The sequence below is a fragment of the Dryocola clanedunensis subsp. sulfonylureivorans genome (assembly GCF_016756775.1).
GTDB lineage: Bacteria > Pseudomonadota > Gammaproteobacteria > Enterobacterales > Enterobacteriaceae > Dryocola > Dryocola clanedunensis.
In genome coordinates, this window is the sequence record NZ_JAERMU010000019.1 from 60979 (window position 1) to 87174 (window position 26196).

Sequence of the window (26196 nt, forward strand, 5' to 3'; positions counted from 1 at the left end):
GGTATTTTAGAACATGGCAGAAAAACAAACTGCGAAAAGGAATCGTCGCGAAGAAATACTTCAGTCGCTGGCCCAGATGCTAGAATCCAGCGATGGAAGCCAACGCATCACAACCGCAAAACTTGCAGCCACGGTTGGCGTTTCTGAAGCGGCACTGTATCGTCATTTTCCCAGTAAAACGAAAATGTTCGACAGCCTTATCGAATTTATTGAAGACAGCCTTATCACACGCATCAATCTTATTCTTAAAGATGAAAAAGACACCTTTGCACGCTTACGTCTAATCGTATTGTTGGTTCTGGGTTTTGGAGAAAAAAATCCTGGACTGACCCGCATTCTGACCGGGCACGCACTGATGTTTGAGCAAGACAAATTACAAGGCCGCATCAATCAGCTATTTGAACGTATTGAAGTTCAGCTTCGTCAGGTGATGCGTGAGAAAAAAATGCGCGACGGGGAAGGCTTCAGCACCGACGAGGCTCTGTTGGCCAGTCAGCTACTGGCATTCTGCGAAGGTATGCTTTCGCGCTTCGTGCGCAGCGAATTCCGCTACTCACCTACGGATGACTTTGACATCCGCTGGCCGCTTATCGCCGCACAGCTACGCTAAAAAAATAAGGGCCCGCATGCAGGCCCTTTTTACTAAACGCCGTATTGCGTGCGGTATTCCTTAACCGCCTTCAGACTTTCCGCCATCTCCGGTTTCTCTTCCAGGTAGGCAATCAGATCTTTAAGCGTGATGATAGAAATCACCTGACACTGATAATCACGTTCTACTTCCTGAATAGCAGAAATCTCACCGCGTCCACGTTCCTGACGATCCAGTGAAATGAGCACGCCAGCTAGCGTTGCGTCGTTCGCCGCGATAATTTCCATAGACTCACGAATCGCTGTGCCTGCCGTTATCACATCATCCACCAGCATTACGCGGCCCTGTAAGACGCTGCCCACCAGGTTGCCACCTTCACCGTGATCTTTGGCTTCCTTACGGTTAAAGCAATAAGGCACATCGCGTTCGTGATGTTCGGCCAGGGCAACAGCCGTCGTGGTCGCGATAGGGATCCCTTTGTAAGCAGGCCCAAACAGTAAATCAAACTCAATGCCTGAATCCATTAACGCTGCGGCATAAAAGCGGCCAAGGAGTGCCAGATCGCGCCCGGTATTAAACAGTCCAGCGTTGAAGAAATAGGGACTTGTACGCCCGGATTTCAATGTAAATTCGCCAAACTTTAATACCTGCTTGCTAAGCGCAAACTCAATAAACTGGCGCTGATACGGTTTCATGGATTCGCTCCTGTAATGTGTTCGGACATAAAAAAGGCGACTACATGAGTCGCCTTACAAATCAACTTTCTAATGCCGCCTTCTGCGACACAACGATGGATTCAATTCCCCCTCGCGCCAGCGCCAGTAGCGCCAACAGCTCTTCATGGGAGAAAGGCTCACCTTCCGCGGTACCCTGAATCTCAATCATACGACCGTCTTCCATCATTACGACGTTCATATCGGTTTCAGCAGCAGAATCCTCAACGTATTCCAGATCGCAAACCGCTTCGCCTTTAACGATACCGACGGAAACAGCGGCGACCATACCTTTCATTGGGTTGGTCTTTAGCTTGCCAATCGCCACCAGCTTGTTCAGTGCATCAGCCAGAGCAACGCAAGCACCGGTGATAGACGCGGTGCGAGTGCCACCATCAGCCTGAAGCACATCGCAGTCGAGGGTAATAGTGTATTCACCAAGCACTTTCAGATCGACAGCCGCGCGCAGCGAGCGAGCAATCAGACGCTGAATTTCCAGAGTACGGCCGCCTTGCTTGCCTTTCGCCGCTTCACGGGCGTTACGGCTATGGGTAGAACGCGGCAGCATACCGTATTCTGCGGTGATCCAACCCTGGCCCTGCCCCTTGAGAAAGCGTGGAACACCTTCTTCAACGGTGGCAGTGCACAGCACTTTGGTATCGCCAAACTCGACCAGCACGGAACCTTCAGCGTGTTTGGTGTAATGACGAGTCAGGGTGACTGGGCGCACTTGTTCGGCGCTACGACCTGATGGACGCATGGGTATTCTCCGGCTAAAACGAATGTGGCTGCGCATTATACGGACTTCGTGCGCTTATTCCTATCCTGCCCGGCCGGGCATGGCTATAATCCCCCCATCGATTGCACAATACGGTTACGAATTATGATCCGCAGTATGACAGCCTATGCCCGGCGTGAAGTGAAAGGCGAATGGGGCAGCGCCTCCTGGGAGTTACGTTCGGTAAACCAACGTTATCTTGAAACTTATATTCGCATGCCGGAACAGTTCCGTAGTCTGGAGCCTGTGGCGCGCGAGCGCATTCGTACCCGCTTAACGCGTGGCAAGATCGAATGCAATCTGCGTTTTGAACCAGACGCCAGCGCACAAAGTTCGCTTCTGCTGAACGAAAAGCTGGCAAAACAGCTCGTTGAAGCGGCGAACTGGGTCAAAATGCAAAGTGACGAAGGTGAAATCAACCCGGTTGATATTCTGCGCTGGCCGGGCGTGATGTCCGCTCAGGAACAGGATCTCGATGCCATCACCGCTGAAATTCTCGCCGCGTTGGACGGCGCGCTGGATGACTTCATCGTTGCCCGTGAAACAGAAGGCCAGGCCCTGAAAATCCTTATCGAGCAGCGGCTTGAAGGCGTCAGTAGCGAAGTCACCAAAGTCCGCGCACAAATGCCAGAAGTGATGAAGTGGCAGCGCGATCGCCTGGTCGGTAAGCTGGAAGAGGCACAGGTTCAGCTTGAGAATACTCGTCTTGAGCAGGAGCTGGTACTGATGGCGCAGCGTATTGACGTTGCCGAAGAGTTGGATCGTCTTGATGCCCACGTCAAAGAGACGTACAACATCCTCAAGAAAAAAGAAGCCGTTGGCCGCCGCCTCGATTTTATGATGCAGGAGTTCAATCGCGAGTCGAACACCCTGGCGTCAAAATCTATCAATGCCGATATCACTAATTCAGCCATCGAGCTGAAAGTATTAATCGAGCAGATGCGCGAGCAGATCCAGAACATCGAGTAATATCCTGCTCTGGAGTATAAGCCCGCTGACCGCGGGCTTTTTTCGCTTATAAACCATAGCTTAACAGTTGCTCGGCTGTTATCAGTCCCATCTTTTCGAGCTGTATCGCCACAGCTCGTACCGAGCGACAGAACTCCTGACTAAGCACTTCTGGCGTTTTTCCTGCCCGGTAATGGGCTTCAAGCAGTTGCTTCTCATCATCACTCCAGGGAAAGAAGGATTTAGCTGGTTTGCCTTCTGCAATATTCTTCTGCTGACGCTCTTCAGGCGACAGTTTCGTTTTCTTCTCCGGTGGCTGCTGAGCAAACTCTTCGGATAAAGCAAAAAGCTGACGAATCATATCTGGCGCATGGGCAACGGAAGAGCGAGAGAGCAGCTCACCGGTATCGGGATTGATTCCATTTGCCAGCGCTCTGAGCATCATTGTCGTTTTCATCAGGTGACTCCTTTCCTTACTGATAGTTAAATTCATGATTAATTGAATACCTTAAAACCAAAAACCCTACACATAGTGTTCATCAAGCCAAAAACGCATTAGCTAAACTAATCCAAAATAGATTCTGTTAAAAAATCTCAATCGTGACAAAGCGCACAAAAGACTACCCTTTGCAGATTATTCAGGGGGTCTTCATGCTGCTACATATTCTCTACCTTATTGGTATTACTGCCGAGGCAATGACCGGCGCACTGGCTGCGGGACGTCGCCGTATGGACAGTTTTGGCGTCATTATCATTGCCACTGCCACCGCGCTTGGCGGCGGCTCTGTGCGCGATATCCTGCTTGGACATTACCCGCTCGGCTGGGTTAAACACCCTGAGTACGTGGTCATTGTGGCTATTGCCGCCATCCTGACGACGATATTCGCCCCGGTAATGCCTCATCTGCGTCGGCTTTTCCTGGTGCTTGATGCCCTGGGCCTGGTGGTGTTCTCTATTATTGGCGCTCAGATCGCACTGGATATGGGCGAAGGACCAATCATTGCTATCATTGCCGCCGTCATCACTGGCGTATTCGGTGGCGTGTTGCGGGATATGTTCTGCAAACGCATCCCATTAGTTTTTCAAAAAGAGCTTTACGCCGGTATCGCATTTGCCTCCGCCGTTTTGTATATCGTTTTGCAGCATTACGTTTCCAGCCAGGACGTCGTGGTCATTGCGACGTTAATCTTTGGCTTTACCGCACGGCTGCTGGCACTGCGTTTGCGTCTTGGTCTGCCTGTTTTCCACTACAAGCATGCCGACCATTAATTAACGAAACCGTCAATTCCCTGCCGGGCAAGATAGGCCGCCAGCATGTGTATTTGTGGGGAGTTCACAAACGCCACCAGCCTCTTCGCACGCGCAACCCCCACGCCCGGCAAAGCTTGCCAGGCCGACTCGTTACGGGCAAGCAATTGATGCCAGTGGGAATCGGTCATCATATTGAGTGCAGATTTCGGTAGTGGTAGTCCAAAAGCCAGCAGCCAACGGCGGAACGGTTGCTGGCGAGCCATTGAAAACTGATGCCAGACCTGTGCCGCTCTTGCAGGAGAGATACCGCTAATTCTGGCAAGATCTTCCACGCTGAGATCCAGCCATGAAAAAAGATGCTCAAAGCGGGAAGAAAGATGTAATTGCTGCCAGGTACTCGAACTTACCCCTTTAATATTCAATGCTTCAGATGAGCTTAACCAGGCCAGACGGGAAAGGAACTGCTCTCTGCATTCAGCCGCACTATAAAAGCAACTCAGTGGCGTAAGATTGAGTGGGTCAGGAGGCTCAGGCTTATTGCGCAGGCTTACCCGCCAAACCACTTCATCGACTCGAGGAATACCCTGTCCTGCCAGGCTGACGGTTATTTGATCTCCCGGCGCTATATCCAGTTCTCGCCAGCGCTTCACCGAACCAACATTGACACGTTTAACCAGCTTGTCATCAAGCTGGATCGGCTCTAAGCCCAGCACCACGGCAATTTTACCGGTACGACCAACAGCAAAGCTTATACCTTTCACATCAGCGAGTTGCTGTACGGGGGGATACTTCCAGGCTGCAAGCCATGTCGCCTGCCCGGGCTGCCAGAATTTACCGCTGGGTTCACGGGCCTGGTGAATCACAATGCCATCAGTCACGAACGGCAGCGCCGAATTAAACCAGCGATTTCGCAGGCCTGATATGCTTTCCAGCGTCGAGACAGGCCTGGACCATGCCTTTGTCAGACCAAAGCCGACATCAGCTAACAGTTCGAGTTTTTGCTTAAAATCAGAGGGGCCATCTGGCCAGGCCCAAATAAACACGCCAAATTCGCGCAAAGAGTCCGCATCGATGTTACGCATCATGGCGCCAGCGACTTTCCCCCTTGCGTTAATCCCCCCCATTTTTTTCTGTATATGCGCTTCTCGCTTCCAGAACAGCTCCCCCTGTAGGGTGCTATTTGCCAGCGGGCCAGACACTTTTTTAGGGATCGCACTTATTTTGTCTGCTTTCACAGTCCAGTCTTCCCCTTTCAGCCCGTCACCCCGGCTCAACAACCGGACGAGTCTGCCATGCTGATAAACCAGCGTAATGGCTACACCGTCAACCTTCGGTTGTGCCCACAGGTCAGTTTTGTATTTAATCCATTCTGCAACCGCCGCGCTGTCTGGAAGCTTTTTTACCCCGGTATGCGCAACAGGATGCTGGGTTTTACCATGGGTTGTGACTGCCACAGCTGAAACCGTCTCGCCGGGGTGAAAACAATGCTGCCAGCCGTTAAGCCTGGTTCGAAGCTGATCGTATATCGCATCGCTGGTGGCGCTGTTGCCTTCCCGGTAATAGTCGATATCCCATTGCTTTAACTGGCCCTCTAGCCGTTTTATCTCCTGATTGGCCCGCGTCTGTGACCAGTCAGGGCACGAAGCCCGGGCTTCTCCCACAGTCAAACTCAGGATCCAGAACAGTGCTTTTAACCATGTCATAGCGACCTCCCTTTCAAGATGGCCAAAGATATACCGCGTTGAGTTTTTTTCAGCGAGAGCGAGTCGAACGGAATGAGGAGTGTTTTCAGAGAAAGGCTTCACGTTGCATAAACTGAACAAAAAAACTGGAAAATACCGCTCATTTCCACACAAAACCTCATCGACGGCATGACAAATTCTCCGTGCTGCCGTGTCGCCGTGTATAATAGGCCGGAAGACGCACTTCATTTATCCTTACCGAATAAGTTAGAACTCATGGCTCAAGGCACGCTTTATATTGTTTCCGCCCCAAGTGGCGCGGGGAAATCCAGCCTCATTCAGGCTTTGTTGAAAACACAACCGCTCTATGACACGCAGGTTTCCATTTCTCATACCACGCGTGGCGTACGACCTGGTGAAAACCATGGCGAGCACTATTTCTTCGTCAGTAAGGAAGAATTCACACAGATGATTACGGAAGACGCTTTCCTGGAACATGCGGAAGTCTTCGGTAATTACTACGGCACATCGCGCCATGCCATCGAGCAAGTGTTGGCGACAGGTGTTGACGTATTTCTTGATATCGACTGGCAGGGCGCGCAGCAAATCCGCAATAAAATGCCGCAGGCGCGCAGCATCTTTGTTCTGCCACCGTCGAAAGATGAGTTAGACCGCCGCCTGCGTGGCCGCGGGCAGGACAGCGAAGAAGTCATCGCTAAGCGTATGGAACAGGCCGTTGCGGAAATGAGCCACTACGCCGAATACGATTATCTTATCGTCAACGACGATTTCGACACCGCGCTGTCAGACCTAAAGATTATAATTCGTGCCGAGCGTCTGCGAATGAGCCGCCAAAAAGCTCGACATGACGCTTTAATCAGCAAACTATTGGCAGACTGAGCCCAGTTTCAGTATCATGCCCAGTCATTTCTTCATCTGTTGGAGCTTTTAATATATGGCACGCGTAACTGTTCAGGACGCTGTAGAGAAAATTGGTAACCGTTTTGACCTGGTACTGGTCGCCGCACGTCGCGCTCGTCAGATGCAGACTGGTGGTAAAGATCCGCTGGTACCTGAAGAAAACGATAAAACGACCGTTATCGCACTGCGCGAAATCGAAGAAGGGTTGATCACCAACCAGATTCTCGATGTACGTGATCGTCAGGAGCAGCAAGAGCAGGAAGCCGCAGAACTGCAGGCCGTTACCGCTATTGCTGAAGGTCGTCGTTAATTAGCCCTGCGGGTAGCCCTTGTATCTGTTTGAAAGCCTGAATCAGCTGATTCAACAATACTTGCCCGAGGAGCAGATTAAGCGCCTTCGGCAAGCCTATCTTGTCGCACGTGATGCTCACGAGGGACAAGCACGTTCAAGCGGTGAACCCTATATCACCCATCCCGTAGCGGTTGCCTGCATTCTGGCCGAGATGAAACTCGACTATGAAACGTTGATGGCTGCCCTTCTGCATGATGTGATTGAAGATACCCCCGCCACCTACCAGGATATGGAACAGCTGTTTGGCAAAAGCGTTGCCGAGCTGGTGGAAGGGGTCTCTAAGCTAGACAAACTAAAGTTCCGCGACAAGAAAGAGGCGCAGGCCGAAAACTTCCGCAAAATGATCATGGCGATGGTGCAGGATATCCGCGTCATTCTGATCAAACTCGCCGACCGCACGCACAACATGCGCACGCTGGGGTCTTTGCGCCCTGACAAGCGTCGTCGCATTGCCCGTGAAACCCTCGAAATCTACAGCCCGCTGGCTCACCGTCTTGGTATTCATCACCTGAAGACCGAGCTGGAAGAACTGGGCTTTGAAGCGCTTTACCCGAACCGCTACCGCGTCATTAAAGAAGTGGTAAAAGCGGCGCGCGGCAACCGCAAAGAGATGATCCAGAAAATCCTCTCGGAAATCGACGGGCGTTTACAGGAAGCAGGCATTCCCTGCCGCGTCAGTGGCCGCGAGAAACACCTTTATTCCATCTACTGCAAAATGACGCTCAAAGAGCAGCGTTTCCACTCGATCATGGACATCTACGCCTTCCGCGTTATCGTTCATGACATGGACACCTGTTACCGCGTCCTTGGGCAGATGCATAGCCTCTACAAGCCACGTCCAGGCCGGGTGAAAGACTATATTGCCATTCCAAAGGCGAACGGCTATCAGTCCCTGCATACCTCCATGATTGGCCCACACGGCGTGCCGGTTGAGGTGCAGATCCGTACCGAAGATATGGACCAGATGGCAGAGATGGGGGTTGCGGCACACTGGGCTTATAAAGAACAGGGTGAGAGCAGCACAACAGCGCAAATCCGCGCCCAGCGCTGGATGCAAAGCCTGCTGGAACTGCAGCAGAGCGCCGGTAGCTCATTTGAATTTATCGAGAGCGTCAAATCCGATCTGTTCCCGGATGAGATTTACGTTTTCACCCCGGAAGGGCGCATTGTCGAACTGCCTGCGGGCGCAACCCCGGTAGACTTCGCCTATGCGGTGCATACCGACATCGGCCACGCCTGCGTGGGTGCCCGAGTCGATCGCCAGCCCTATCCGCTGTCCCAGCCGCTGACCAGCGGCCAGACTATCGAAATTATTACCGCGCCGGGCGCACGTCCGAATGCGGCCTGGCTGAATTTTGTCGTCAGCTCCAAAGCCCGCGCCAAAATTCGCCAGATGCTTAAAAACCTCAAACGCGACGACTCCGTGAGCCTGGGCCGCCGTTTGCTGAACCACGCTTTAGGCGGCAGCCGCAAGCTTGCCGAGATCCCACCGGAAAGCATCCAGCGTGAGCTTGAGCGCATGAAGCTCGCCTCGCTTGATGATTTACTGGCGGAGATTGGCCTGGGCAACGCCATGAGCGTGGTGGTGGCAAAAAATCTGCAGGGTGAATCTCCAACTGCCCTGCAATCTAATACCCTGCCGCACAGCCATCTGCCCATTAAAGGTGCCGACGGCGTATTGATCACTTTCGCTAAGTGCTGCCGCCCGATTCCTGGCGACCCGATTGTTGCTCACGTTAGCCCCGGCAAGGGTCTGGTCATTCACCATGAATCCTGCCGTAACATCCGTGGTTATCAGAAAGAGCCTGAGAAGTTTATGGCCGTGGAGTGGGATAAAGAGGCGGAGCAGGAGTTCGTCACCGAAATCAAGGTGGATATGTTCAACCACCAGGGTGCGCTGGCAAACCTGACGGCGGCGCTGAACAACGCGGGCTCCAATATTCAAAGCCTGAATACCGAAGAGAAAGATGGCCGCGTCTACAGCGCGTTCATTCGTCTGACCGCCCGCGATCGTATCCATCTGGCAAACCTCATGCGCAAAATCCGCGTGATGCCGGACGTGATTAAAGTCACCCGCAACAGAAACTAGCTATGAATCCTCAACGTTATGCGCGTATCTGCGAAATGCTCGCCAGGCGCCAGCCTGACCTGACCGTCTGCATGGAGCAGGTTCATAAGCCCCATAACGTCTCGGCGATTATCCGTACGGCGGACGCGGTGGGCGTGCATGAAGTCCACGCCGTCTGGCCGGGGAACCGCATGCGGACCATGGCCTCTTCTGCGGCGGGCAGCAACTCCTGGGTCGAAGTGAAAACCCACCGTACGATTGGCGATGCGGTCGCTCAGCTTAAAAGCAGCGGCATGCAGATCCTCGCCACCAACCTGTCCGATAAGGCCGTCGACTTCCGCGAGATTGATTACACGCGCCCGACCTGCATCCTGATGGGCCAGGAAAAAACTGGCATTACGGCTGAAGCCTTAGCGCTGGCTGACCAGGACATTATTATTCCGATGATCGGCATGGTGCAGTCGCTTAACGTCTCCGTTGCCTCCGCGCTAATTCTCTACGAGGCGCAGCGCCAGCGTCAGAACGCCGGGATGTATCAACGCGAAAACAGTACGCTGCCCGAAGCCGAACAGCAGCGTCTGCTGTTTGAAGGCGGTTATCCTGTGCTGGCGCGTGTTTCTCGTCGTAAAGGTCTGCCCTACCCCCATGTGAATCAGCAAGGTGAGATTGAAGCTGATGCCGCGTGGTGGGCCACAATGCAATCCGCGGAGTAATCCCATGAAAGGCCGTTTGCTGGATGCCATACCGTTAAGCACGCTTGCCGGGGTCGGCGCCAGTCAGAGCGGCAAGCTGGCCAAAATTGGCCTGTATACTATTCAGGATCTCCTGCTGCACCTCCCGCTGCGTTACGAAGACCGCACGCATCTCTACCCTATCAATGACCTTGTGCCTGGCGTTCACGCTACGGTGGAAGGTGAAGTGCTGAACTCAAACATTAGCTTTGGCCGCCGCCGCATGATGACCTGCCAGATCAGCGATGGCACCGGCATCCTGACGATGCGCTTCTTTAATTTCAATGCGGCAATGAAGAATAGCCTCTCAGCCGGAAAACGTGTGCTTGCCTATGGTGAAGCGAAGCGCGGAACGCACGGCGCGGAGATGATCCATCCTGAATACCGGATTCAGGGAGACCTCAGCACGCCTGAACTGCAAGAGACGCTTACACCTGTTTACCCCACAACCGAAGGCGTTCGCCAGGCAACGCTGCGCAAATTGACCGACCAGGCACTTGAGCTGCTGGATACCTGCGCCATCACGGAGCTGCTGCCGCCGGAGCTAAGCCAGGGAATGATGAGCCTGCCCGAGGCGCTGCGCACGCTGCATCGCCCACCGCCGGACATGAAACTTGTCGATCTGGAAACGGGCAAACATCCGGCCCAGCAGCGTTTAATCCTTGAAGAACTGCTAGCCCATAACCTGAGCATGCTGGCCCTGCGTGCCGGTGCTCAGCGTTACCACGCCCTACCGCTGGTGAACCACGATGAGCTGAAAAATCGCCTGCTGGCGGCGCTGCCGTTTAAGCCAACCGGGGCGCAGGAACGAGTCGTTGCCGAAATCGAGCGTGATATGGCGCTGGATGTGCCGATGATGCGTCTGGTACAGGGCGACGTTGGCTCGGGTAAAACGCTGGTTGCCGCGCTCACCGCGCTTCGCGCTATCGCGCACGGCAAGCAGGTTGGCCTGATGGCCCCCACCGAGTTACTTGCCGAGCAGCACGCCAATAATTTCCGCCAGTGGTTTGAGCCACTAGGTATAGAAGTGGGCTGGCTTGCCGGAAAGCAAAAAGGCAAAGCGCGTATTGCCCAGCAGGAGGCCATTGCCAGTGGCCAGGTCTCAATGGTGGTCGGCACACACGCTATTTTCCAGGAGCAAGTGCAGTTTGCCGGGCTGGCGCTGGTGATCATTGATGAACAGCATCGCTTTGGCGTCCACCAACGGCTCGCCCTGTGGGAGAAAGGTCAGGTACAGGGGTTCCATCCACATCAGTTGATCATGACCGCCACGCCCATCCCACGCACGCTGGCGATGACTGCCTACGCCGATCTCGATACATCAGTCATCGACGAACTTCCTCCGGGCCGAACGCCAGTGACTACCGTCGCCATCGCCGATACACGTCGAAACGAGATTATCGAACGTGTGCGCAGCGCCTGCACGACAGAAAAGCGCCAGGCTTACTGGGTCTGTACGCTGATAGAAGAATCGGAGCTGCTGGAAGCCCAGGCAGCGGAGGTCACCTGGGAGGAGCTGAAGATCGCTTTGCCCGATCTCAACGTCGGGTTAGTTCACGGGCGCATGAAGCCGCAGGAGAAACAGGCGGTGATGCAGGCGTTTAAAGAGGGTAGCATTCACCTGCTTATCGCCACGACGGTGATTGAAGTCGGTGTGGACGTACCGAACGCCAGCCTGATGATTATCGAAAACCCGGAGCGTCTGGGGCTTGCGCAACTCCACCAGCTGCGCGGTCGTGTGGGCCGTGGCGCCGTGGCATCTCACTGCGTGTTGCTCTACAAGTCTCCGCTGTCCAAAACGGCTCAGCTTCGTTTGCAGGTTCTTCGGGACAGCAACGACGGCTTTGTGATCGCACAAAAGGATTTAGAAATTCGTGGGCCAGGTGAGCTGCTCGGCACCCGCCAGACGGGGAGCGCCGAGTTTAAAGTCGCGGATTTGCTGCGCGATCAGGCGATGATCCCGGAAGTGCAGCGACTTGCCCGCCATATCCATGAGCGCTATCCGCAACAGGCAGCCGCATTGATTGAACGCTGGATGCCTGAAACGGAACGCTATTCAAACGCCTGATTAGCCAAACAGCGGCAGAAGCAGGTAGAGCTTGATCACCAACGCGTTGACGATATCGATAAAGAACGCCCCAACCATCGGCACCACCAGAAACGCCATGTGTGACGGACCAAAACGCTCGGTAATCGCCTGCATGTTGGCAATAGCCGTCGGAGTCGCCCCAAGGCCAAAACCGCAGTGGCCCGCAGCCAGGACCGCCGCGTCATAGTTTTTCCCCATCAAACGATAGGTCACGAAGATGGCGTACAGCGCCATAAATACTGCCTGAACGGTCAGAATAGCCAGCATCGGCAAGGCAAGTGAAGCCAACTCCCACAGCTTCAGGCTCATCAGCGCCATCGCAAGGAACAGCGACAGACAGACGTTGCCCAACACCGATACGGCTCGCTCAAATACGCGGTAGAAACCCAGCAGTGACATGGTATTGCTGAGGATTACCCCAACAAACAGCACGCAGACGAAGGTTGGCAGTTCAAACGCAGTGCCCTGAATCACCTGTGCAGCCAGCTTTCCTACAGTCAAACAGATGGCGATCATGGCGATGGTTTCCACCAGCACCAGTGAAGTGATCACACGCCCTACCTCTGGCTTTTCAAACGCCGTGGGTACTTCGCTGTCTTCCGGTGTCCCTTCCGGATTGGAGGAGTGTTTAACCAGATAGCGCGCAACCGGGCCGCCAATCAGTCCGCCAAGTACCAGCCCGAACGTTGCGCATGCCATGGCGACTTCCGTTGCGTTCTGGAAACCATAGCGCTCGGTGAACAGCTTGCTCCATGCCGCCCCAGTACCGTGTCCGCCCGAAAGAGTAATCGAACCCGCCAGTAAACCCATTAATGGATCCAGGCCTAACAGGCTCGCCATACCAATGCCGATGGCATTCTGCATCACCAGCAGGCCAACCACCACGATCAGGAAGATACCGACGACTTTACCGCCAGCACGCAGGCTGGAGAGGTTGGCATTCAGGCCGATGGTGGCGAAGAAGGCAAGCATCAACGGATCTTTCAGGGTCATATCAAAATCTATTTCCCAGCCCATGCTTTTTTTCAGCACTAACAGGGCCAGGGCAACCAATAATCCACCTGCTACCGGCTCGGGGATGGTGTACTTCTTAAGCAACGGTACGGAGTGGACCATTTTCCTGCCCAGCAACAGCACAAGCGTTGCGGCGACAAGGGTCGAAAGGGTGTCGAGATGAATCATAAGAAGTGCTCCTGTTTGCGCGTTAATGAGTCAGCGCTTAGTCATTCCTTCACTGTTACGCAGGGTCTGGAAAAATCAGCAGCTGGATTTTAACCAAAAAACAGTCATTCGTTATATAAAAACGTACTTATATGAGTTTTAAATATTACGGACGTCACCATGCAATCGTTTGCTTTTACCCTTCAGTCCGCTAAAATCTCCGCTTTTCCAGCAAGAGATTCCTCTGATGTCCGTAAATGCCGTTGAGTCAGAAAATGCGCAACCGATTGCATCGACTCCGTCCAGTGAACTTATCTATCGCCTTGAAGACAGACCGCCCCTGCCACAAACCCTTTTTGCCGCCTGTCAGCACCTGTTGGCGATGTTCGTTGCGGTCATTACACCGGCACTGCTGATCTGCCAGGCATTGGGACTACCGGCAACGGACACCCAGCATATTATTAGCATGTCACTGTTCGCTTCCGGCGTGGCCTCTATTATCCAGATTAAAGCCTGGGGCCCGGTTGGCTCTGGCTTACTGTCGATTCAGGGTACCAGCTTTAACTTTGTCTCCCCGCTGATTATGGGCGGCATGGCGCTGAAAAACGGCGGGGCCGACGTCCCCACCATGATGGCGGCGCTGTTCGGCACTCTGATGCTGGCGAGCTGCACCGAGATGGCGCTGTCCCGCGTGCTGCACCTTGCTCGCCGCATCATCACACCGCTGGTTTCCGGGGTTGTAGTCATGATTATTGGCCTGTCGCTGATTCAGGTTGGCCTCAACTCCATCGGCGGTGGCTATGCTGCTATGGCCGACCACACCTTTGGCGCACCAAAAAATTTATTACTGGCTGGCGCCGTATTACTGGTGATCATTTTGCTTAATCGCCAGCGTAACCCTTACCTGCGAGTAGCCTCGCTGGTTATCGCTATGGCGGTTGGTTATGCGCTTGCCTGGGCTATGGATATGCTGCCGCAGGTGACCGCGCCGACAAATACCGATTGGATTATGGTGCCAACGCCGCTCTATTACGGGCTGGGCATTGACTGGAACCTGCTAATCCCGCTGATGCTGGTGTTTATGGTGACCTCGCTGGAAACCATCGGTGATATTACCGCTACTTCTGACGTTTCCGAGCAGCCTGTTTCAGGCCCTGTCTACATGAAGCGTCTGAAGGGCGGCGTGCTGGCAAATGGCCTGAACTCCTGTGTTTCAGCCATCTTCAATACCTTCCCGAACTCCTGCTTCGGCCAGAACAACGGCGTTATCCAGCTGACAGGCGTCGCCAGCCGCTACGTTGGTTTCGTGGTGGCGCTGATGCTGATTGTGCTCGGTCTGTTCCCGGCGGTAAGCGGTTTTGTTCAGCATATTCCAGAGCCTGTGCTGGGCGGCGCAACGATTGTGATGTTCGGTACTATTGCCGCCTCTGGCGTGCGTATCGTTTCCCGTGAGCCGCTCAACCGCCGCGCTATTATGATTATCGCGCTGTCGCTCGCCGTCGGCATGGGCGTTTCCCAGCAGCCGCTGATTCTGCAGTTCGCGCCTGAATGGTTGAAAACGCTTCTTTCTTCCGGCATTGCCGCTGGGGGCATCACCGCGATTGTTCTGAATCTGATTTTCCCGCCTGAAAAAGATTGATAGACCTCACGCGCCGGGGATTTGTTTTCGCTGGCGCGTGAAACCTGCCCTGACAATCTCATCCTTGAGCTATAACGGTAAATGGGGCATAACACCCGTTACCGAAACTTCATGGGATGGAAGACAATGAAATTTCTCGGAAAGCTAATCGTAGTTCTCCTTGTTGCCGCTCTGGTGCTGCTTATTGCCGCCTGGCTTTTATTACAGACCCGCTGGGGGGCGACCCAGCTAAGCAGCTGGGTGAACGAAAATACTGACTACCAGTTTTCGTTTGAAAATATGGATAACCGTTGGGCTTCCCCCACGCACGTTACGCTCAATAAAGTCACTTTCGGGCGAAAAGGCCAACCTGCAACGCTTGTCGCGCAAAATGTTGATATCGGTCTCAGCACTCGTCAGCTTTCAGAGCCACTGCACGTCGATACTATTTTGCTGAAAAACGGCACTCTGAATCTTAGCCCGACAGCAGCCCCCCTGCCGTTCAGGGCAGATCAGCTACAGCTGAGCGATATGGCGCTGAACAGCCCCGGTTCTGAATGGGATTTACGCGCCCAGCGCGTAAACGGCGGTATTTCACCGTGGCAGCCGGAAGCAGGGAAAGTGCTCGGCAAAACTGCCGATATTCAGTTCAGCGCAGGGTCAATGACGCTTAATGGCGTTCCGGCAAGCAACGTTCTTTTACAGGGCGCGATTAATAACGATCGAGTGACGCTTTCCAACGTGGGTGCCGATATGGCTCGCGGCTCGTTAACCGGTAATGCCAGCCGCAATCCGGATGGTTCATGGCAAATTGGCAGCCTTCGCCTTAACGACATCCGCATGCAGACGGAAAAATCTCTCGCCGATTTCCTCGCCCCTGTCACTACCGTCCCCTCGCTGAAAATAGACAGCCTGGAGGTCACGGACGCACGCCTTGAGGGAAAAAACTGGGCGGTCACCGATTTAGATATGAGCCTGCGTAACCTGACGCTCGCCAACGGTGGGTGGCAGACTGATGACGGCAGGCTGTCGATGAACGCCAACAGCTTTATCAATGGATCAGTGCAGCTCAACGATCCTATTGCGAACATTGATTTTACCCCGCAAGCCGCCGTGCTACGTCAGTTCACCTCAAGGTGGGAACGAGGGATCGTGCGCGCAACCGGCCAGTGGCTGCGTGGCGACAGAAAGCTTGAATTAGATGAGGTGGCATTATCAGGGCTGGAATATACGCTGCCTGCAGACTGGCAGGTGCTCTGGCAGGAACCGCTTCCTGAGTGGCTGAACAGCGTGACGGTCAAAAAGCTCTCGGCAAACCGCAATTTGATTATCGACATCAATCCCGATTTCCCGTTCCAGCTCACCTCGCTGGACGGCATTGGGAATAATTTAACCGTTGTGCGCGACAGACAGTGGGGAATGTGGGATGGAAACCTTACGTTGAATGCTGCCGCAGCAACGTTCAACCGGGTAGATGTGCGCCGTCCTTCTATTTCGCTGGTCGCCAACACGAATCAAATCACGATATCCGAACTCAGCGCATTTGCCGGAAAAGGGATGCTGGAAGCAACAGGTGCCGTTTCACAAGCACCGCTTCGCAATGCCGCAATCAACCTTCGCGGCCGCTCTGTACCGGTGAATACGCTGCAACAATGGGGCTGGCCTGCGGTACCTCTGAATGGCGACGGTAATCTGCAGTTGTCGGTGACGGGCAACCTGACCGCAAAAACGCCGCTGAAACCCTCAGTTAACGGCACTTTGCAAGCCACCAGTGCGGACGGTAAGCAGATTGAGCAGAAAATGCAGAACGGGATGGTGCCATCGGAGCCGGCAGCGGCTCCCGACAGCTACTCTTCTTCGTTACCCCCCTCTTCCAGCGGCCCGAACGGTTTAGCCGGCAGTACCAGATAAACACCTTCGAAAACGGCCCCCATGCTGTCGTCGCCGTAAAGCTCAACTTGTAACGCCACACGAGCTTTACGGCCACGTGCCAGGCGGTCCAGATCGCCGCTCAGCGATCCCAGATCCGCAATGGCACCGGGCCTGCCGGTGATGGGACTGCTGTAGCGAATATGCGCATCCGCCAGAATAATCGTCCCGCCCAGATGGCGCTCACGGAGCATCAGCCAGATTAACCCCCAGCCCGTCAGAGTAGCGAGCGAGAACAGACTTCCCGCAAACAGCGTCTGATGAGGGTTTTGATTCCCTGCCTCCGGCATGGTGGTAATGAATTTCTGGCCGGTGTATTGCTGAATGCGCACCCCCATTTTCTCACTGAGCGGGATATGCTCATACCAGGCCTGCTGCAACTGTCCACACCAGTCGCCGCGGTGCAGGATGTCATCTAATGATGCCACCGGTTTAATCATCAGGAAGTGACGGACGGGCGTGGATTGTGGGGTGGTTATCTCCCCACGATTCTCAAAGCCAAGTTTGGCGAAAAACTCCACTGCGTCTTCCCGGGCGCTACAAACGACTCGCTTCACCCCCTCCTGACGCGCGACGGATTCCAGGGTCATCGCCATCAGCGTGCCCAGGCCTTTGTCCTGCACGGAAGGATGAACGGCCATAAAGCGAATGGCGGCTTCGTTATCAGCGTTAATATACAGACGGCCAATGGCGACCGTATTTCCCTCTTCATCCACGACCATCTGGTGATGGGCCATCGCATCCCAGGCATCGCGCTCTGAGCCTTTCGGCTGATGGAGAGGTTTACGCAACATTTCCCAGCGGAACTGGTAGTAGCGCTCAAGTTCTTCTTCGGTTTCAGGTACGCGAAGGTGATACATACATGTACTCTCTCTTGTTGCGCGGAACCGTAAAAAGCTGTGAAATCAAACCTGCAGCCAGAATGTCACCGGACCGTCGTTGGTTAGCGCGACCTGCATATCAGCAGCGAAGCGCCCCGTTTCGGCAATGATGCCCTGGCTTCGGCACCGCTCGACGAAATACTCGTACAACTCTTCAGCCTGCTCGGGTGCGGCACCGCCGGAAAAGCTCGGGCGCATGCCGCGTTCTGTATCTGCCGCGAGCGTAAACTGGGAAACCACCAGCACGCTGCCCCCGGCTTGCTGGACGTTAAGGTTCATCTTGCCGTTTTCATCGCTGAAAATTCGGTAACCTAAAACCCGTTCACACAGCCGGTTGGCTTTTTGTTCGCTGTCTTCTTTTTCGACACCTAATAGCACCAAAAGTCCTGGACCAATTTCACCCGTTACTTCACCCTCTACGGTGACGCTGGCGTGGGTGACCCGCTGAATCAATGCAATCATGGTTCTTCCAAATCTTCCTGCTGCGCTTCAATGCGAAGTTTACGGTACTCCCCGAGGGTGACAGTAATCTCCGCCCCGAGCAACACGATACACCACGTCCAGTAGACCCAGACAAACAAAATCGGGATCACCGCCAGCACGCCGTAAATCAGCTGGTAGGAAGGGAACATGGTGATATAGAGCGCAAAGCCCTTCTTACCTAATTCGAAGAGCAGCGCGGCGACCAAAGAGCCAATCATGGCGTCTTTTACCGGTACGCGCGCGATGGGCACGATGCTGTAAAGCATCCAGAACGATAGCCAGGAGAGCAGCAGCGGGAAGATACGCAACACCTGGTCAATCATGCTGTTAAAGCCCGTTATCCAGTACATGGAAAGCAGATAGGAGCTGATAGCCAGGCTCGCCCCGGCAAGCAGTGGCCCAAGCGTGAGGATCATCCAGTACACGGCAAAAGAGTAAATTTTTGGCCGGGTCTTTTTGCTGCGCCAGATGGTGTTAAGGGCGCTGTCCACGGCATACATCAGCAATAAGGCTGTTACGATCAGCCCACACGCCCCCACTGCCGTCATCTTGCTGGAGTTAGCGACGAACTGCTCGATATAGCGCTGAATAATGTCGCCGGTCGAAGGAATAAAGTTCGAAAAGATAAAGTGCCGCAGCTGAACGCTGACGTCTGAGAACATCGGAAATGCGGCAAACAGCGCAAACACGACGGCGATAAACGGCACCAGCGACAGCAGCGACACGTAGGCAAGATTGCCAGCGAGCGTCGTCATGTTGTCCTGGTCTATTCGCTGCCAGAGCAGTTTGCCCCAGGCAACGCATGGCCTGAGGCGTGTAGCGGTAGTGCGACGAGCATCTTTTAGCATGGATTCTTCGCGAAATAATCGGGGATCGTCTCTTTGCCGGTCACCAGAATGCTGGTGATACCCATCTGTTGAGCCCCATTTATATTATCGGCGTTATCGTCAAAAAAGATCGCCTGTTCCGCAGGTGTCCCTTCTTCCTGAAGGAGTTTAAGGTAGATTTCTGGCTCCGGCTTGCGCGTTCCCATCTCCTGTGAGAGATAGATTTTATCCGCCGCCTCGGCAATTTCCGGGTATTCCCCCGGCCAGAAGTTCGTGTGTAAACGGTTGGTATTGGACAGGACCACTACGCGATGCCCTTTCTCACGAAGCTGCTTCATTACGGCAATGACCTCCGGGCGCAGGGCGACAAATACCGCCTGCCAGCCGGCGGCAAACTGGTCGAAGCTCAGCGCCATTCCCATCTCATCGCAAACGGCGGCGGCAAATTCTTCATCCGTCATTTGCCCACGCTCATGGCGGTGGAAAGCCTCCCCCATCACAAAGTTGCTTTGTAAATTCGCCAGCGGAACCCGGCTGAGATCGCTCCACACCCCCATGACGCGGTTGAAGTCGATATCAACAATGACGTTACCTAAATCAAAGATATACAGCATAAGCCTCTCCTTTGCGCATGGACAAATAACTGTAGCGGTAAAGGGAGGCTTTGACTATGGGTGCGTATGACCTGTTTAGGGATCTGGGAGGTATGAACAAAAAAAGCCCCGTCTTTGCAGACAGGGCTCTGATGCTTACAGAAAAGAAACTTACGCTTCTTTGCCGCCACGACCCGCGCGTTTGCGGTCGTTTTCAGTCAGGTGACGCTTACGAATACGGACGGAGGTAGGAGTAACTTCTACCAGTTCGTCGTCATCGATGAACTCCAGCGCCTGCTCCAGGGACATTTTCTGTGCCGGAACCAGGGTAGTCGCTTCGTCAGTACCGGACGCACGCATGTTGGTCAGTTTCTTACCGGTCAGGCAGTTCACGGTCAGGTCGTTAGAACGACTGTGAATACCGATGATCTGGCCTTCGTAAACTTCTGCACCGTGGCCCAGGAACAGCTTACCGCGGTCCTGCAGGCTGAACAGCGCAAACGCAACAGCTTTACCCTGACCGTTGGAGATCAGTACGCCGTTCTGACGCTGGCCGATTTCGCCAGCCTTCACGTCGTCGTAATGGCTGAAGGTGGAATACAGCAGACCAGTACCGGAAGTCATGGTCATGAACTCGGTACGGAAGCCGATCAGGCCACGTGCCGGGATCAGGTAATCCAGACGGATACGACCTTTGCCGTCAGGGATCATGTCTTTGACATCGCCCTTACGCTCGCCCATCGCCTGCATCACAGAACCCTGGTGCTGTTCTTCGATATCCAGCGTGACGTTTTCGAACGGCTCCTGCATGCGGCCATCGATCATACGGTTGATAACTTTCGGACGGGACACAGCCAGTTCGAAGCCTTCACGACGCATGTTTTCGATCAGTACGGACAGGTGCAGCTCACCACGGCCGGAGACACGGAACGCGTCCGCATCTTCGGTTTCTTCAACGCGCAGCGCAACGTTGTGCACCAGCTCTTTGTTCAGGCGGTCAAGGATCTGACGGGAGGTCACGTACTTACCTTCTTTACCACAGAACGGAGAGGTGTTGACGTTGAAGAACATGGTCACGGTTGGTTCATCTACGGACAGCGCTGGCAGCGCTTCAACATTTTGCGTGTCGCAAAGGGTGTCGGAGATGTTCAGTTCGCCCAGACCGGTGATAGCGATGATATCGCCCGCTTCGGCTTCGGTGGATTCAATACGCTCCAGACCGAGGTGAGTCAGAACTTTGCCGACTTTACCGTTACGAGTTTTGCCTTCGCTGTCGATGATAGTGATCTGCTGGTTAGGCTTCACTTTACCGCGCTTGATGCGACCGATGCCGATAACACCAACGTAGTTGTTGTAGTCGAGCTGGGAGATTTGCATCTGGAACGGACCATCAAGGTCAACGCTTGGTGCTTTAACGTGGTCAACAATCGCCTGGTACAGCGGGGTCATGTCTTCCGCCATATCAGTGTGATCGTTACCCGCGATACCCATCAGTGCAGATGCATAGATGATTGGGAAGTCGAGCTGCTCGTCGCTTGCGTCGAGGTTCACGAACAGGTCGAAGACCTGATCCACAACCCAGTCAGGACGCGCGCCAGGACGGTCAACTTTGTTGATAACCACGATTGGCTTCAGACCATGGGCAAAGGCCTTTTTGGTCACGAAGCGCGTCTGCGGCATTGGGCCATCCATTGCGTCAACGACCAGCAGAACGGAGTCTACCATGGACATTACACGTTCAACTTCACCACCGAAGTCGGCGTGCCCAGGGGTATCAACGATGTTGATACGGTAGTCATTCCATTTGATAGCGGTGTTTTTAGCGAGGATGGTAATCCCACGCTCTTTCTCCAAATCGTTGGAGTCCATCACGCGTTCGGTGGCTTCAGCACGTTCGTTACTGAAAGTACCAGATTGCTGCAGCAGCTTATCAACCAGGGTAGTTTTACCATGGTCAACGTGCGCGATGATGGCGATGTTACGCAGATTTTCGATCACAACTTTGCCTCAGGCATTAGAAATAGCGCGTTATTGTACACGTATTAATCGAAGGACAGAACAGGATCACAAAGAACCTTTGCAAACAATGTTGAAAGTAAGGGTTTGTGATCGCTTTCACGGAGCTAAAAAGGGAGCCAAAACGTAAATTGCACCAATATGGTGCCCATTTTTCACACTGGAGCACTATATTGGTGCAAGTTATCCATCATGGTGCAGCCCTTTTGCACTATAGTGCGCATGATAACGCCTTTTTGGGGTGATTTGAAAGTTGGCACAGATTTCGCTTTATAACTTTCAGGGCGAAAAGCCACTTTTAATAAAATTATCAGACCTCGTTACCACGACGACAATGACCAATCCGGGAGAGTTAAGTATGTCCGCTGAACACGTTTTGACGATGCTGAATGAGCATGAAGTGAAGTTTGTCGATCTGCGCTTCACTGACACCAAAGGTAAAGAACAGCACGTTACTATCCCTGCTCACCAGGTAAATGCTGAATTCTTCGAAGAAGGCAAAATGTTTGACGGCTCCTCGATTGGCGGCTGGAAAGGTATCAACGAATCCGACATGGTGCTGATGCCAGACGCGTCTACCGCGGTCATCGACCCGTTCTTCGCCGATTCTACCCTGATCATTCGTTGTGACATTCTTGAGCCAGGCACGCTGCAGGGTTACGACCGTGACCCGCGCTCCATCGCGAAACGCGCTGAAGATTACCTGCGTTCTACCGGCCTGGCTGATACCGTCCTGTTCGGGCCAGAACCAGAGTTCTTCCTGTTCGACGACATCCGTTTCGGCAGCTCCATCTCCGGCTCCCACGTTGCTATCGATGATATCGAAGGCGCATGGAACACCGGCACCAAATACGAAGGCGGCAACAAAGGCCACCGTCCTGCAGTGAAAGGCGGTTACTTCCCGGTTCCACCAGTCGACTCCGCACAGGACCTGCGTTCTGCAATGTGTCTGACCATGGAGCAGATGGGCCTGGTTGTTGAAGCTCACCACCACGAAGTGGCAACGGCTGGTCAGAACGAAGTGGCAACCCGCTTCAACACCATGACCAAAAAAGCTGATGAAATTCAGATCTACAAATACGTTGTGCACAACGTTGCTCACGCTTACGGCAAAACGGCGACCTTCATGCCAAAACCAATGTTTGGCGATAACGGCTCCGGTATGCACTGCCACATGTCCCTGTCCAAGAACGGCGTAAACCTGTTCGCTGGCGACAAATATGCGGGCCTGTCTGAGCAAGCGCTGTACTACATCGGCGGCGTTATCAAGCACGCTAAAGCGATCAACGCCCTGTCTAACCCGACCACCAACTCCTACAAGCGTCTGGTCCCGGGTTACGAAGCTCCAGTTATGCTGGCTTACTCTGCCCGTAACCGTTCTGCTTCTATCCGTATCCCAGTGGTTGCGTCTCCGAAAGCACGCCGTATCGAAGTGCGCTTCCCGGACCCGGCGGCTAACCCATACCTGTGCTTCGCCGCGCTGCTGATGGCTGGCCTTGACGGTATCAAGAACAAAATCCATCCGGGCGAAGCGATGGACAAAAACCTGTATGACCTGCCGCCAGAAGAAGCGAAAGAGATCCCACAGGTTGCAGGCTCTCTGGAAGAAGCACTGAACTGCCTGAACGAAGACCGCGAGTTCCTGACTGCGGGCGGCGTGTTCACTGACGACGCTATCGATGCCTACATCGCTCTGCGTGTCGAAGAAAACGACCGCGTACGTATGACACCGCACCCGGTAGAGTTTGAACTGTACTACAGCGTCTGATTAAGTTTTTTTGTTGCCGTGGAAACTTTCAGCCCATCTTCGGATGGGCTTTTTTCTCCACAAAATAACTGGTTAAACAGGGATTTTTGCCAGCGGACAACTATAATGCACCATTATAGTGCATAAACCGGAGACTGCTGTATGGCAACTGGCACGCTGCCCGATGCTGGGCAGATCCTGAATTCCTTAATCAACAGCATCCTGCTGGTGGATGACGAGCTGGCGGTTCATTACGCGAACCCTGCCGCACAACAGCTGCTGGCCCAAAGCTCGCGCAAGCTGTACGGCACGCCGCTGCCGGACCTGCTGAGCTACTTCTCGTTAAATATTGGCCTGATGCAGGAGAGCCTGATCGCCGGCCAGGGGTTTACCGATAACGAAGTGACCCTGGTGATTGACGGTCGCTCCCATATTCTTTCTCTGACGGCGCAGCGCCTGCCGGAAGGGCTGATCCTGATGGAAATGGCGCCGATGGATAACCAGCGTCGCTTAAGTCAGGAGCAGCTACAGCACGCCCAGCAGATAGCAGCACGTGATTTGGTGCGCGGGCTTGCTCATGAAATCAAAAATCCGCTGGGTGGACTGCGCGGGGCAGCGCAGCTGCTGGCAAAAGCATTGCCGGACCCATCGCTGAAGGAGTACACCAACGTCATCATTGAGCAGGCAGATCGTCTGCGTAATCTGGTGGACAGGTTGTTAGGCCCCCAGCAGCCGGGCATGCACGTCACCGAAAGCATCCACAAAGTCACCGAGCGCATTATGAAGCTGGTGTCGATGGAGCTGCCGGAAAACGTCACGCTCATACGCGATTACGACCCAAGCTTGCCTGAGTTCCCGCACGATCCGGACCAGATAGAACAAGTTCTTTTAAATATCGTGCGCAATGCGTTGCAGGCTCTTGGCCGCGACGGCGGAGAAATCGTCCTGCGCACCCGCACAGCCTTCCAGCTGACGCTGCATGGCACACGCTACCGTCTGGCGGCTCGCATTGACGTAGAAGATAACGGCCCGGGTATTCCGGCCGCGCTCCAGGATACGCTGTTCTACCCTATGGTGAGCGGACGTGAAGGTGGTACAGGCCTTGGCCTGTCCATTGCCCGCAGCCTTATCGATCAGCACTCCGGGAAAATAGAATTTAACAGTTGGCCAGGTCATACCGAATTTTCCGTTTACCTGCCTATTCGCCAGTGAGGTTTTTATGCAACGAGGGATAGCCTGGATCGTTGATGACGATAGCTCCATCCGTTGGGTGCTGGAACGCGCGCTGACCGGAGCGGGTTTAATCTGCACAACGTTTGAAAGTGGCAGTGAAGTTCTGAATGCGCTGGCGACAAAAACGCCGGACGTGCTGCTGTCGGATATTCGCATGCCGGGCATGGACGGGTTGGCGCTACTAAAACAGATTAAACAGCGCCACCCGATGCTTCCGGTCATCATAATGACGGCGCACTCGGATCTGGATGCGGCCGTCAGCGCCTATCAGCAAGGGGCCTTTGACTACCTGCCTAAACCTTTTGATATCGATGAAGCCGTTGCGCTCGTTGAACGTGCGATCAGTCATTATCAGGAGCAGCAGCAACCGCGGAATGTGCAAGTTTTCGGCCCGACAACGGACATCATCGGCGAAGCGCCCGCGATGCAGGACGTGTTCCGCATCATCGGTCGCTTGTCCCGCTCGTCTATCAGCGTGTTGATCAACGGCGAATCGGGTACGGGTAAAGAGCTGGTCGCTCACGCACTGCATCGCCATAGCCCACGAGTGAAATCTCCTTTCATCGCGCTGAACATGGCGGCGATACCGAAAGATTTAATTGAGTCAGAGCTGTTTGGCCACGAAAAAGGCGCATTTACCGGCGCTAACCAGATTCGTCAGGGGCGTTTTGAGCAGGCTGACGGCGGTACGCTGTTCCTCGATGAGATCGGGGATATGCCGCTGGATGTGCAGACCCGTTTGCTGCGCGTTCTGGCGGATGGGCAGTTTTACCGCGTTGGTGGCTATGCGCCGGTGAAAGTGGATGTGCGCATTATCGCCGCAACCCACCAGAACCTTGAGCTACGTGTGCAGGAGGGCAAATTCCGGGAGGATTTGTTCCACCGCCTAAATGTGATTCGTGTCCACCTGCCGCCGCTGCGTGAGCGTCGTGAGGATATTCCTCGCCTGGCCCGTCACTTTCTGCAGGTTGCGGCTCGTGAGCTTGGCGTTGAGGCAAAGCTGCTGCACCCCGACACCGAGAATGCGCTTACGCGAGTGGCCTGGCCGGGCAACGTGCGCCAACTGGAGAACACCTGCCGCTGGCTGACCGTCATGGCAGCAGGCCAGGAAGTACTGGTTCAGGATCTGCCAGGTGAGCTGTTTGAAACGACGACGGTGACGGAAAGCGGCACCACGCACGGCCTGCCGGATAACTGGGCAACGCTGCTGGCGCAGTGGGCCGACCGCGCGCTGCGTTCCGGTCATCAAAACCTACTGTCAGAAGCCCAGCCGGAAATGGAGCGCACATTGTTGACCACCGCGCTGCGCCATACGCAGGGCCATAAGCAGGAAGCAGCTCGTTTGCTGGGATGGGGTCGCAACACGCTGACTCGTAAACTAAAAGAGCTGGGAATGGAGTAACAAAAAGGTGGATGAAGCTGCGCTTATCCACCCTACTCAGCTGAATTAAACGTAGATACTGTTACGCCATGCAAGCATTTCCCGTATGAAGCGTGGCATCGAACGGGCGTCCTGACTTCAGGACGCCGTATGCCACCTGCGCCAGCTTGCGCATCATCGCACCGATTATCAGCTTCGGCGCTTT

The 26196-nt window shown here is 54.2% G+C and carries 23 protein-coding genes and 1 pseudogene; 13 read left to right on the forward strand and 11 right to left on the reverse strand.

Annotated elements, in window-relative coordinates:
• Positions 1 to 13 precede the first annotated feature (13 nt).
• Positions 14 to 610 (forward strand): nucleoid occlusion factor SlmA, encoded by a 597-nt coding sequence (gene slmA / locus HYQ67_RS18150; protein WP_202305822.1) that lies wholly within the window; start codon positions 14 to 16, stop codon positions 608 to 610.
• 32 nt (positions 611 to 642) lie between these two features.
• On the opposite strand, the gene pyrE is transcribed toward slmA, so the two are convergent.
• Positions 643 to 1284 carry an orotate phosphoribosyltransferase gene (gene pyrE, locus HYQ67_RS18155; protein ID WP_202305823.1) on the reverse strand — a complete coding sequence of 214 codons (642 nt, stop codon included), beginning with the start codon at positions 1282 to 1284 and terminating at the stop codon, positions 643 to 645.
• A gap of 61 nt (positions 1285 to 1345) precedes the next feature.
• Complete coding sequence (rph, locus tag HYQ67_RS18160; protein WP_202305824.1) at positions 1346 to 2062, reverse strand: ribonuclease PH; 717 nt, start codon at positions 2060 to 2062, stop codon at positions 1346 to 1348.
• A gap of 123 nt (positions 2063 to 2185) precedes the next feature.
• Between rph and HYQ67_RS18165 the strand changes: the two genes are divergently transcribed.
• On the forward strand, positions 2186 to 3049 hold the full coding sequence (locus HYQ67_RS18165; RefSeq protein WP_202305826.1) for a YicC/YloC family endoribonuclease: 864 nt from the start codon (positions 2186 to 2188) through the stop codon (positions 3047 to 3049).
• A 46-nt stretch (positions 3050 to 3095) separates the two neighbouring features.
• Here the strand turns inward: HYQ67_RS18165 and HYQ67_RS18170 are convergent, their stop codons facing one another.
• On the reverse strand, positions 3096 to 3485 hold the full coding sequence (locus HYQ67_RS18170) for a hypothetical protein (RefSeq protein ID WP_202305827.1): 390 nt from the start codon (positions 3483 to 3485) through the stop codon (positions 3096 to 3098).
• A 194-nt stretch (positions 3486 to 3679) separates the two neighbouring features.
• Here HYQ67_RS18170 and HYQ67_RS18175 point away from each other — a divergent pair, with 194 nt between their 5' ends.
• Positions 3680 to 4297, forward strand: coding sequence for a trimeric intracellular cation channel family protein (locus tag HYQ67_RS18175; protein WP_202305828.1), 618 nt, complete (start codon positions 3680 to 3682; stop codon positions 4295 to 4297).
• On the opposite strand, the gene ligB is transcribed toward HYQ67_RS18175, so the two are convergent.
• Positions 4294 to 5982, reverse strand: coding sequence for an NAD-dependent DNA ligase LigB (gene ligB / locus HYQ67_RS18180; RefSeq protein ID WP_202305881.1), 1689 nt, complete (start codon positions 5980 to 5982; stop codon positions 4294 to 4296). The two genes, HYQ67_RS18175 and ligB, sit on opposite strands and share 4 nt — an antisense overlap.
• Positions 5983 to 6237: 255 nt before the next feature.
• On the opposite strand from ligB, the gene gmk reads away from it, so the two are divergent.
• Genes gmk through recG form a run of 5 tightly spaced genes read left to right on the forward strand, consistent with a single transcriptional unit; the run spans position 6238 to position 12101 of the window.
• Positions 6238 to 6861: a guanylate kinase gene (gmk, locus tag HYQ67_RS18185; protein ID WP_202305830.1), complete on the forward strand. Its 624-nt coding sequence runs from the start codon at positions 6238 to 6240 to the stop codon at positions 6859 to 6861.
• A gap of 55 nt (positions 6862 to 6916) precedes the next feature.
• On the forward strand, positions 6917 to 7192 hold the full coding sequence (rpoZ, locus tag HYQ67_RS18190) for a DNA-directed RNA polymerase subunit omega (protein WP_034461476.1): 276 nt from the start codon (positions 6917 to 6919) through the stop codon (positions 7190 to 7192).
• 19 nt (positions 7193 to 7211) lie between these two features.
• A complete protein-coding gene (spoT, locus tag HYQ67_RS18195) occupies positions 7212 to 9323 on the forward strand; it encodes a bifunctional GTP diphosphokinase/guanosine-3',5'-bis pyrophosphate 3'-pyrophosphohydrolase (protein ID WP_202305832.1) in 2112 nt (703 codons plus the stop codon).
• Between the two features lie 2 nt (positions 9324 to 9325).
• Positions 9326 to 10015, forward strand: a complete 690-nt coding sequence (trmH, locus tag HYQ67_RS18200; protein ID WP_202305834.1) for a tRNA (guanosine(18)-2'-O)-methyltransferase TrmH — start codon at positions 9326 to 9328, stop codon at positions 10013 to 10015.
• 4 nt (positions 10016 to 10019) lie between these two features.
• On the forward strand, positions 10020 to 12101 hold the full coding sequence (gene recG, locus HYQ67_RS18205; RefSeq protein WP_202305836.1) for an ATP-dependent DNA helicase RecG: 2082 nt from the start codon (positions 10020 to 10022) through the stop codon (positions 12099 to 12101).
• Here recG and gltS read toward each other — a convergent pair whose 3' ends face one another.
• A complete protein-coding gene (gene gltS / locus HYQ67_RS18210; RefSeq protein ID WP_202305845.1) occupies positions 12102 to 13304 on the reverse strand; it encodes a sodium/glutamate symporter in 1203 nt (400 codons plus the stop codon).
• 226 nt (positions 13305 to 13530) lie between these two features.
• Between gltS and HYQ67_RS18215 the strand changes: the two genes are divergently transcribed.
• Together HYQ67_RS18215 and HYQ67_RS18220 are read left to right on the forward strand one after the other, a co-directional pair.
• Complete coding sequence (locus tag HYQ67_RS18215) at positions 13531 to 14922, forward strand: nucleobase:cation symporter-2 family protein (RefSeq protein WP_202305847.1); 1392 nt, start codon at positions 13531 to 13533, stop codon at positions 14920 to 14922.
• 126 nt (positions 14923 to 15048) lie between these two features.
• Positions 15049 to 16812, forward strand: coding sequence for an AsmA family protein (locus HYQ67_RS18220; protein ID WP_202305850.1), 1764 nt, complete (start codon positions 15049 to 15051; stop codon positions 16810 to 16812).
• Here HYQ67_RS18220 and fabY read toward each other — a convergent pair.
• The 5 genes from fabY to typA form a co-directional block, all read right to left on the reverse strand.
• Positions 16749 to 17690 (reverse strand): fatty acid biosynthesis protein FabY, encoded by a 942-nt coding sequence (gene fabY, locus HYQ67_RS18225; protein WP_202305853.1) that lies wholly within the window; start codon positions 17688 to 17690, stop codon positions 16749 to 16751. The genes HYQ67_RS18220 and fabY overlap by 64 nt on opposite strands.
• A gap of 45 nt (positions 17691 to 17735) precedes the next feature.
• The gene (gene dtd / locus HYQ67_RS18230; protein ID WP_202305855.1) at positions 17736 to 18173 is read right to left on the reverse strand and encodes a D-aminoacyl-tRNA deacylase; all 438 of its coding nucleotides are present in this window, start codon (positions 18171 to 18173) and stop codon (positions 17736 to 17738) included.
• Positions 18170 to 19042: a virulence factor BrkB family protein gene (locus tag HYQ67_RS18235; RefSeq protein WP_202305857.1), complete on the reverse strand. Its 873-nt coding sequence runs from the start codon at positions 19040 to 19042 to the stop codon at positions 18170 to 18172. The genes dtd and HYQ67_RS18235 overlap by 4 nt, the downstream gene beginning before the upstream one ends.
• Positions 19036 to 19635, reverse strand: a complete 600-nt coding sequence (gene yihX, locus HYQ67_RS18240) for a glucose-1-phosphatase (protein ID WP_202305859.1) — start codon at positions 19633 to 19635, stop codon at positions 19036 to 19038. Before yihX ends, HYQ67_RS18235 begins: the two co-directional genes overlap by 7 nt.
• 150 nt (positions 19636 to 19785) lie before the next feature.
• Positions 19786 to 21612 (reverse strand): ribosome-dependent GTPase TypA, encoded by a 1827-nt coding sequence (typA, locus tag HYQ67_RS18245; RefSeq protein WP_202305864.1) that lies wholly within the window; start codon positions 21610 to 21612, stop codon positions 19786 to 19788.
• Between the two features lie 376 nt (positions 21613 to 21988).
• On the opposite strand from typA, the gene glnA reads away from it, so the two are divergent.
• From glnA to glnG, 3 genes are all read left to right on the forward strand, one after another.
• Positions 21989 to 23398 carry a glutamate--ammonia ligase gene (gene glnA / locus HYQ67_RS18250; RefSeq protein ID WP_202305865.1) on the forward strand — a complete coding sequence of 470 codons (1410 nt, stop codon included), beginning with the start codon at positions 21989 to 21991 and terminating at the stop codon, positions 23396 to 23398.
• Positions 23399 to 23539: 141 nt separating this feature from the next.
• A complete protein-coding gene (gene glnL / locus HYQ67_RS18255; protein WP_202305867.1) occupies positions 23540 to 24589 on the forward strand; it encodes a nitrogen regulation protein NR(II) in 1050 nt (349 codons plus the stop codon).
• A gap of 7 nt (positions 24590 to 24596) precedes the next feature.
• Entirely contained in the window at positions 24597 to 26012 is a 1416-nt protein-coding gene (glnG, locus tag HYQ67_RS18260; protein ID WP_202305868.1) for a nitrogen regulation protein NR(I), read from the forward strand.
• Between the two features lie 61 nt (positions 26013 to 26073).
• On the opposite strand, the pseudogene HYQ67_RS18265 reads toward glnG, so the two are convergent.
• Positions 26074 to 26196: pseudogene (locus HYQ67_RS18265) on the reverse strand (IS110 family transposase); the annotation flags it as partial.

Coding starts and splice junctions, on each gene's coding strand:
- slmA (WP_202305822.1), top strand. CDS start 14: ATGGCAGAAAAACAAACTGCGAAAAGGAATCGTCGCGAAGAAATACTT.
- pyrE (WP_202305823.1), bottom strand. CDS start 1,284: ATGAAACCGTATCAGCGCCAGTTTATTGAGTTTGCGCTTAGCAAGCAG.
- rph (WP_202305824.1), bottom strand. CDS start 2,062: ATGCGTCCATCAGGTCGTAGCGCCGAACAAGTGCGCCCAGTCACCCTG.
- HYQ67_RS18165 (WP_202305826.1), top strand. CDS start 2,186: ATGATCCGCAGTATGACAGCCTATGCCCGGCGTGAAGTGAAAGGCGAA.
- HYQ67_RS18170 (WP_202305827.1), bottom strand. CDS start 3,485: ATGAAAACGACAATGATGCTCAGAGCGCTGGCAAATGGAATCAATCCC.
- HYQ67_RS18175 (WP_202305828.1), top strand. CDS start 3,680: ATGCTGCTACATATTCTCTACCTTATTGGTATTACTGCCGAGGCAATG.
- ligB (WP_202305881.1), bottom strand. CDS start 5,982: ATGACATGGTTAAAAGCACTGTTCTGGATCCTGAGTTTGACTGTGGGA.
- gmk (WP_202305830.1), top strand. CDS start 6,238: ATGGCTCAAGGCACGCTTTATATTGTTTCCGCCCCAAGTGGCGCGGGG.
- rpoZ (WP_034461476.1), top strand. CDS start 6,917: ATGGCACGCGTAACTGTTCAGGACGCTGTAGAGAAAATTGGTAACCGT.
- trmH (WP_202305834.1), top strand. CDS start 9,326: ATGAATCCTCAACGTTATGCGCGTATCTGCGAAATGCTCGCCAGGCGC.
- recG (WP_202305836.1), top strand. CDS start 10,020: ATGAAAGGCCGTTTGCTGGATGCCATACCGTTAAGCACGCTTGCCGGG.
- gltS (WP_202305845.1), bottom strand. CDS start 13,304: ATGATTCATCTCGACACCCTTTCGACCCTTGTCGCCGCAACGCTTGTG.
- HYQ67_RS18215 (WP_202305847.1), top strand. CDS start 13,531: ATGTCCGTAAATGCCGTTGAGTCAGAAAATGCGCAACCGATTGCATCG.
- HYQ67_RS18220 (WP_202305850.1), top strand. CDS start 15,049: ATGAAATTTCTCGGAAAGCTAATCGTAGTTCTCCTTGTTGCCGCTCTG.
- fabY (WP_202305853.1), bottom strand. CDS start 17,690: ATGTATCACCTTCGCGTACCTGAAACCGAAGAAGAACTTGAGCGCTAC.
- dtd (WP_202305855.1), bottom strand. CDS start 18,173: ATGATTGCATTGATTCAGCGGGTCACCCACGCCAGCGTCACCGTAGAG.
- HYQ67_RS18235 (WP_202305857.1), bottom strand. CDS start 19,042: ATGCTAAAAGATGCTCGTCGCACTACCGCTACACGCCTCAGGCCATGC.
- yihX (WP_202305859.1), bottom strand. CDS start 19,635: ATGCTGTATATCTTTGATTTAGGTAACGTCATTGTTGATATCGACTTC.
- glnA (WP_202305865.1), top strand. CDS start 21,989: ATGTCCGCTGAACACGTTTTGACGATGCTGAATGAGCATGAAGTGAAG.
- glnL (WP_202305867.1), top strand. CDS start 23,540: ATGGCAACTGGCACGCTGCCCGATGCTGGGCAGATCCTGAATTCCTTA.
- glnG (WP_202305868.1), top strand. CDS start 24,597: ATGCAACGAGGGATAGCCTGGATCGTTGATGACGATAGCTCCATCCGT.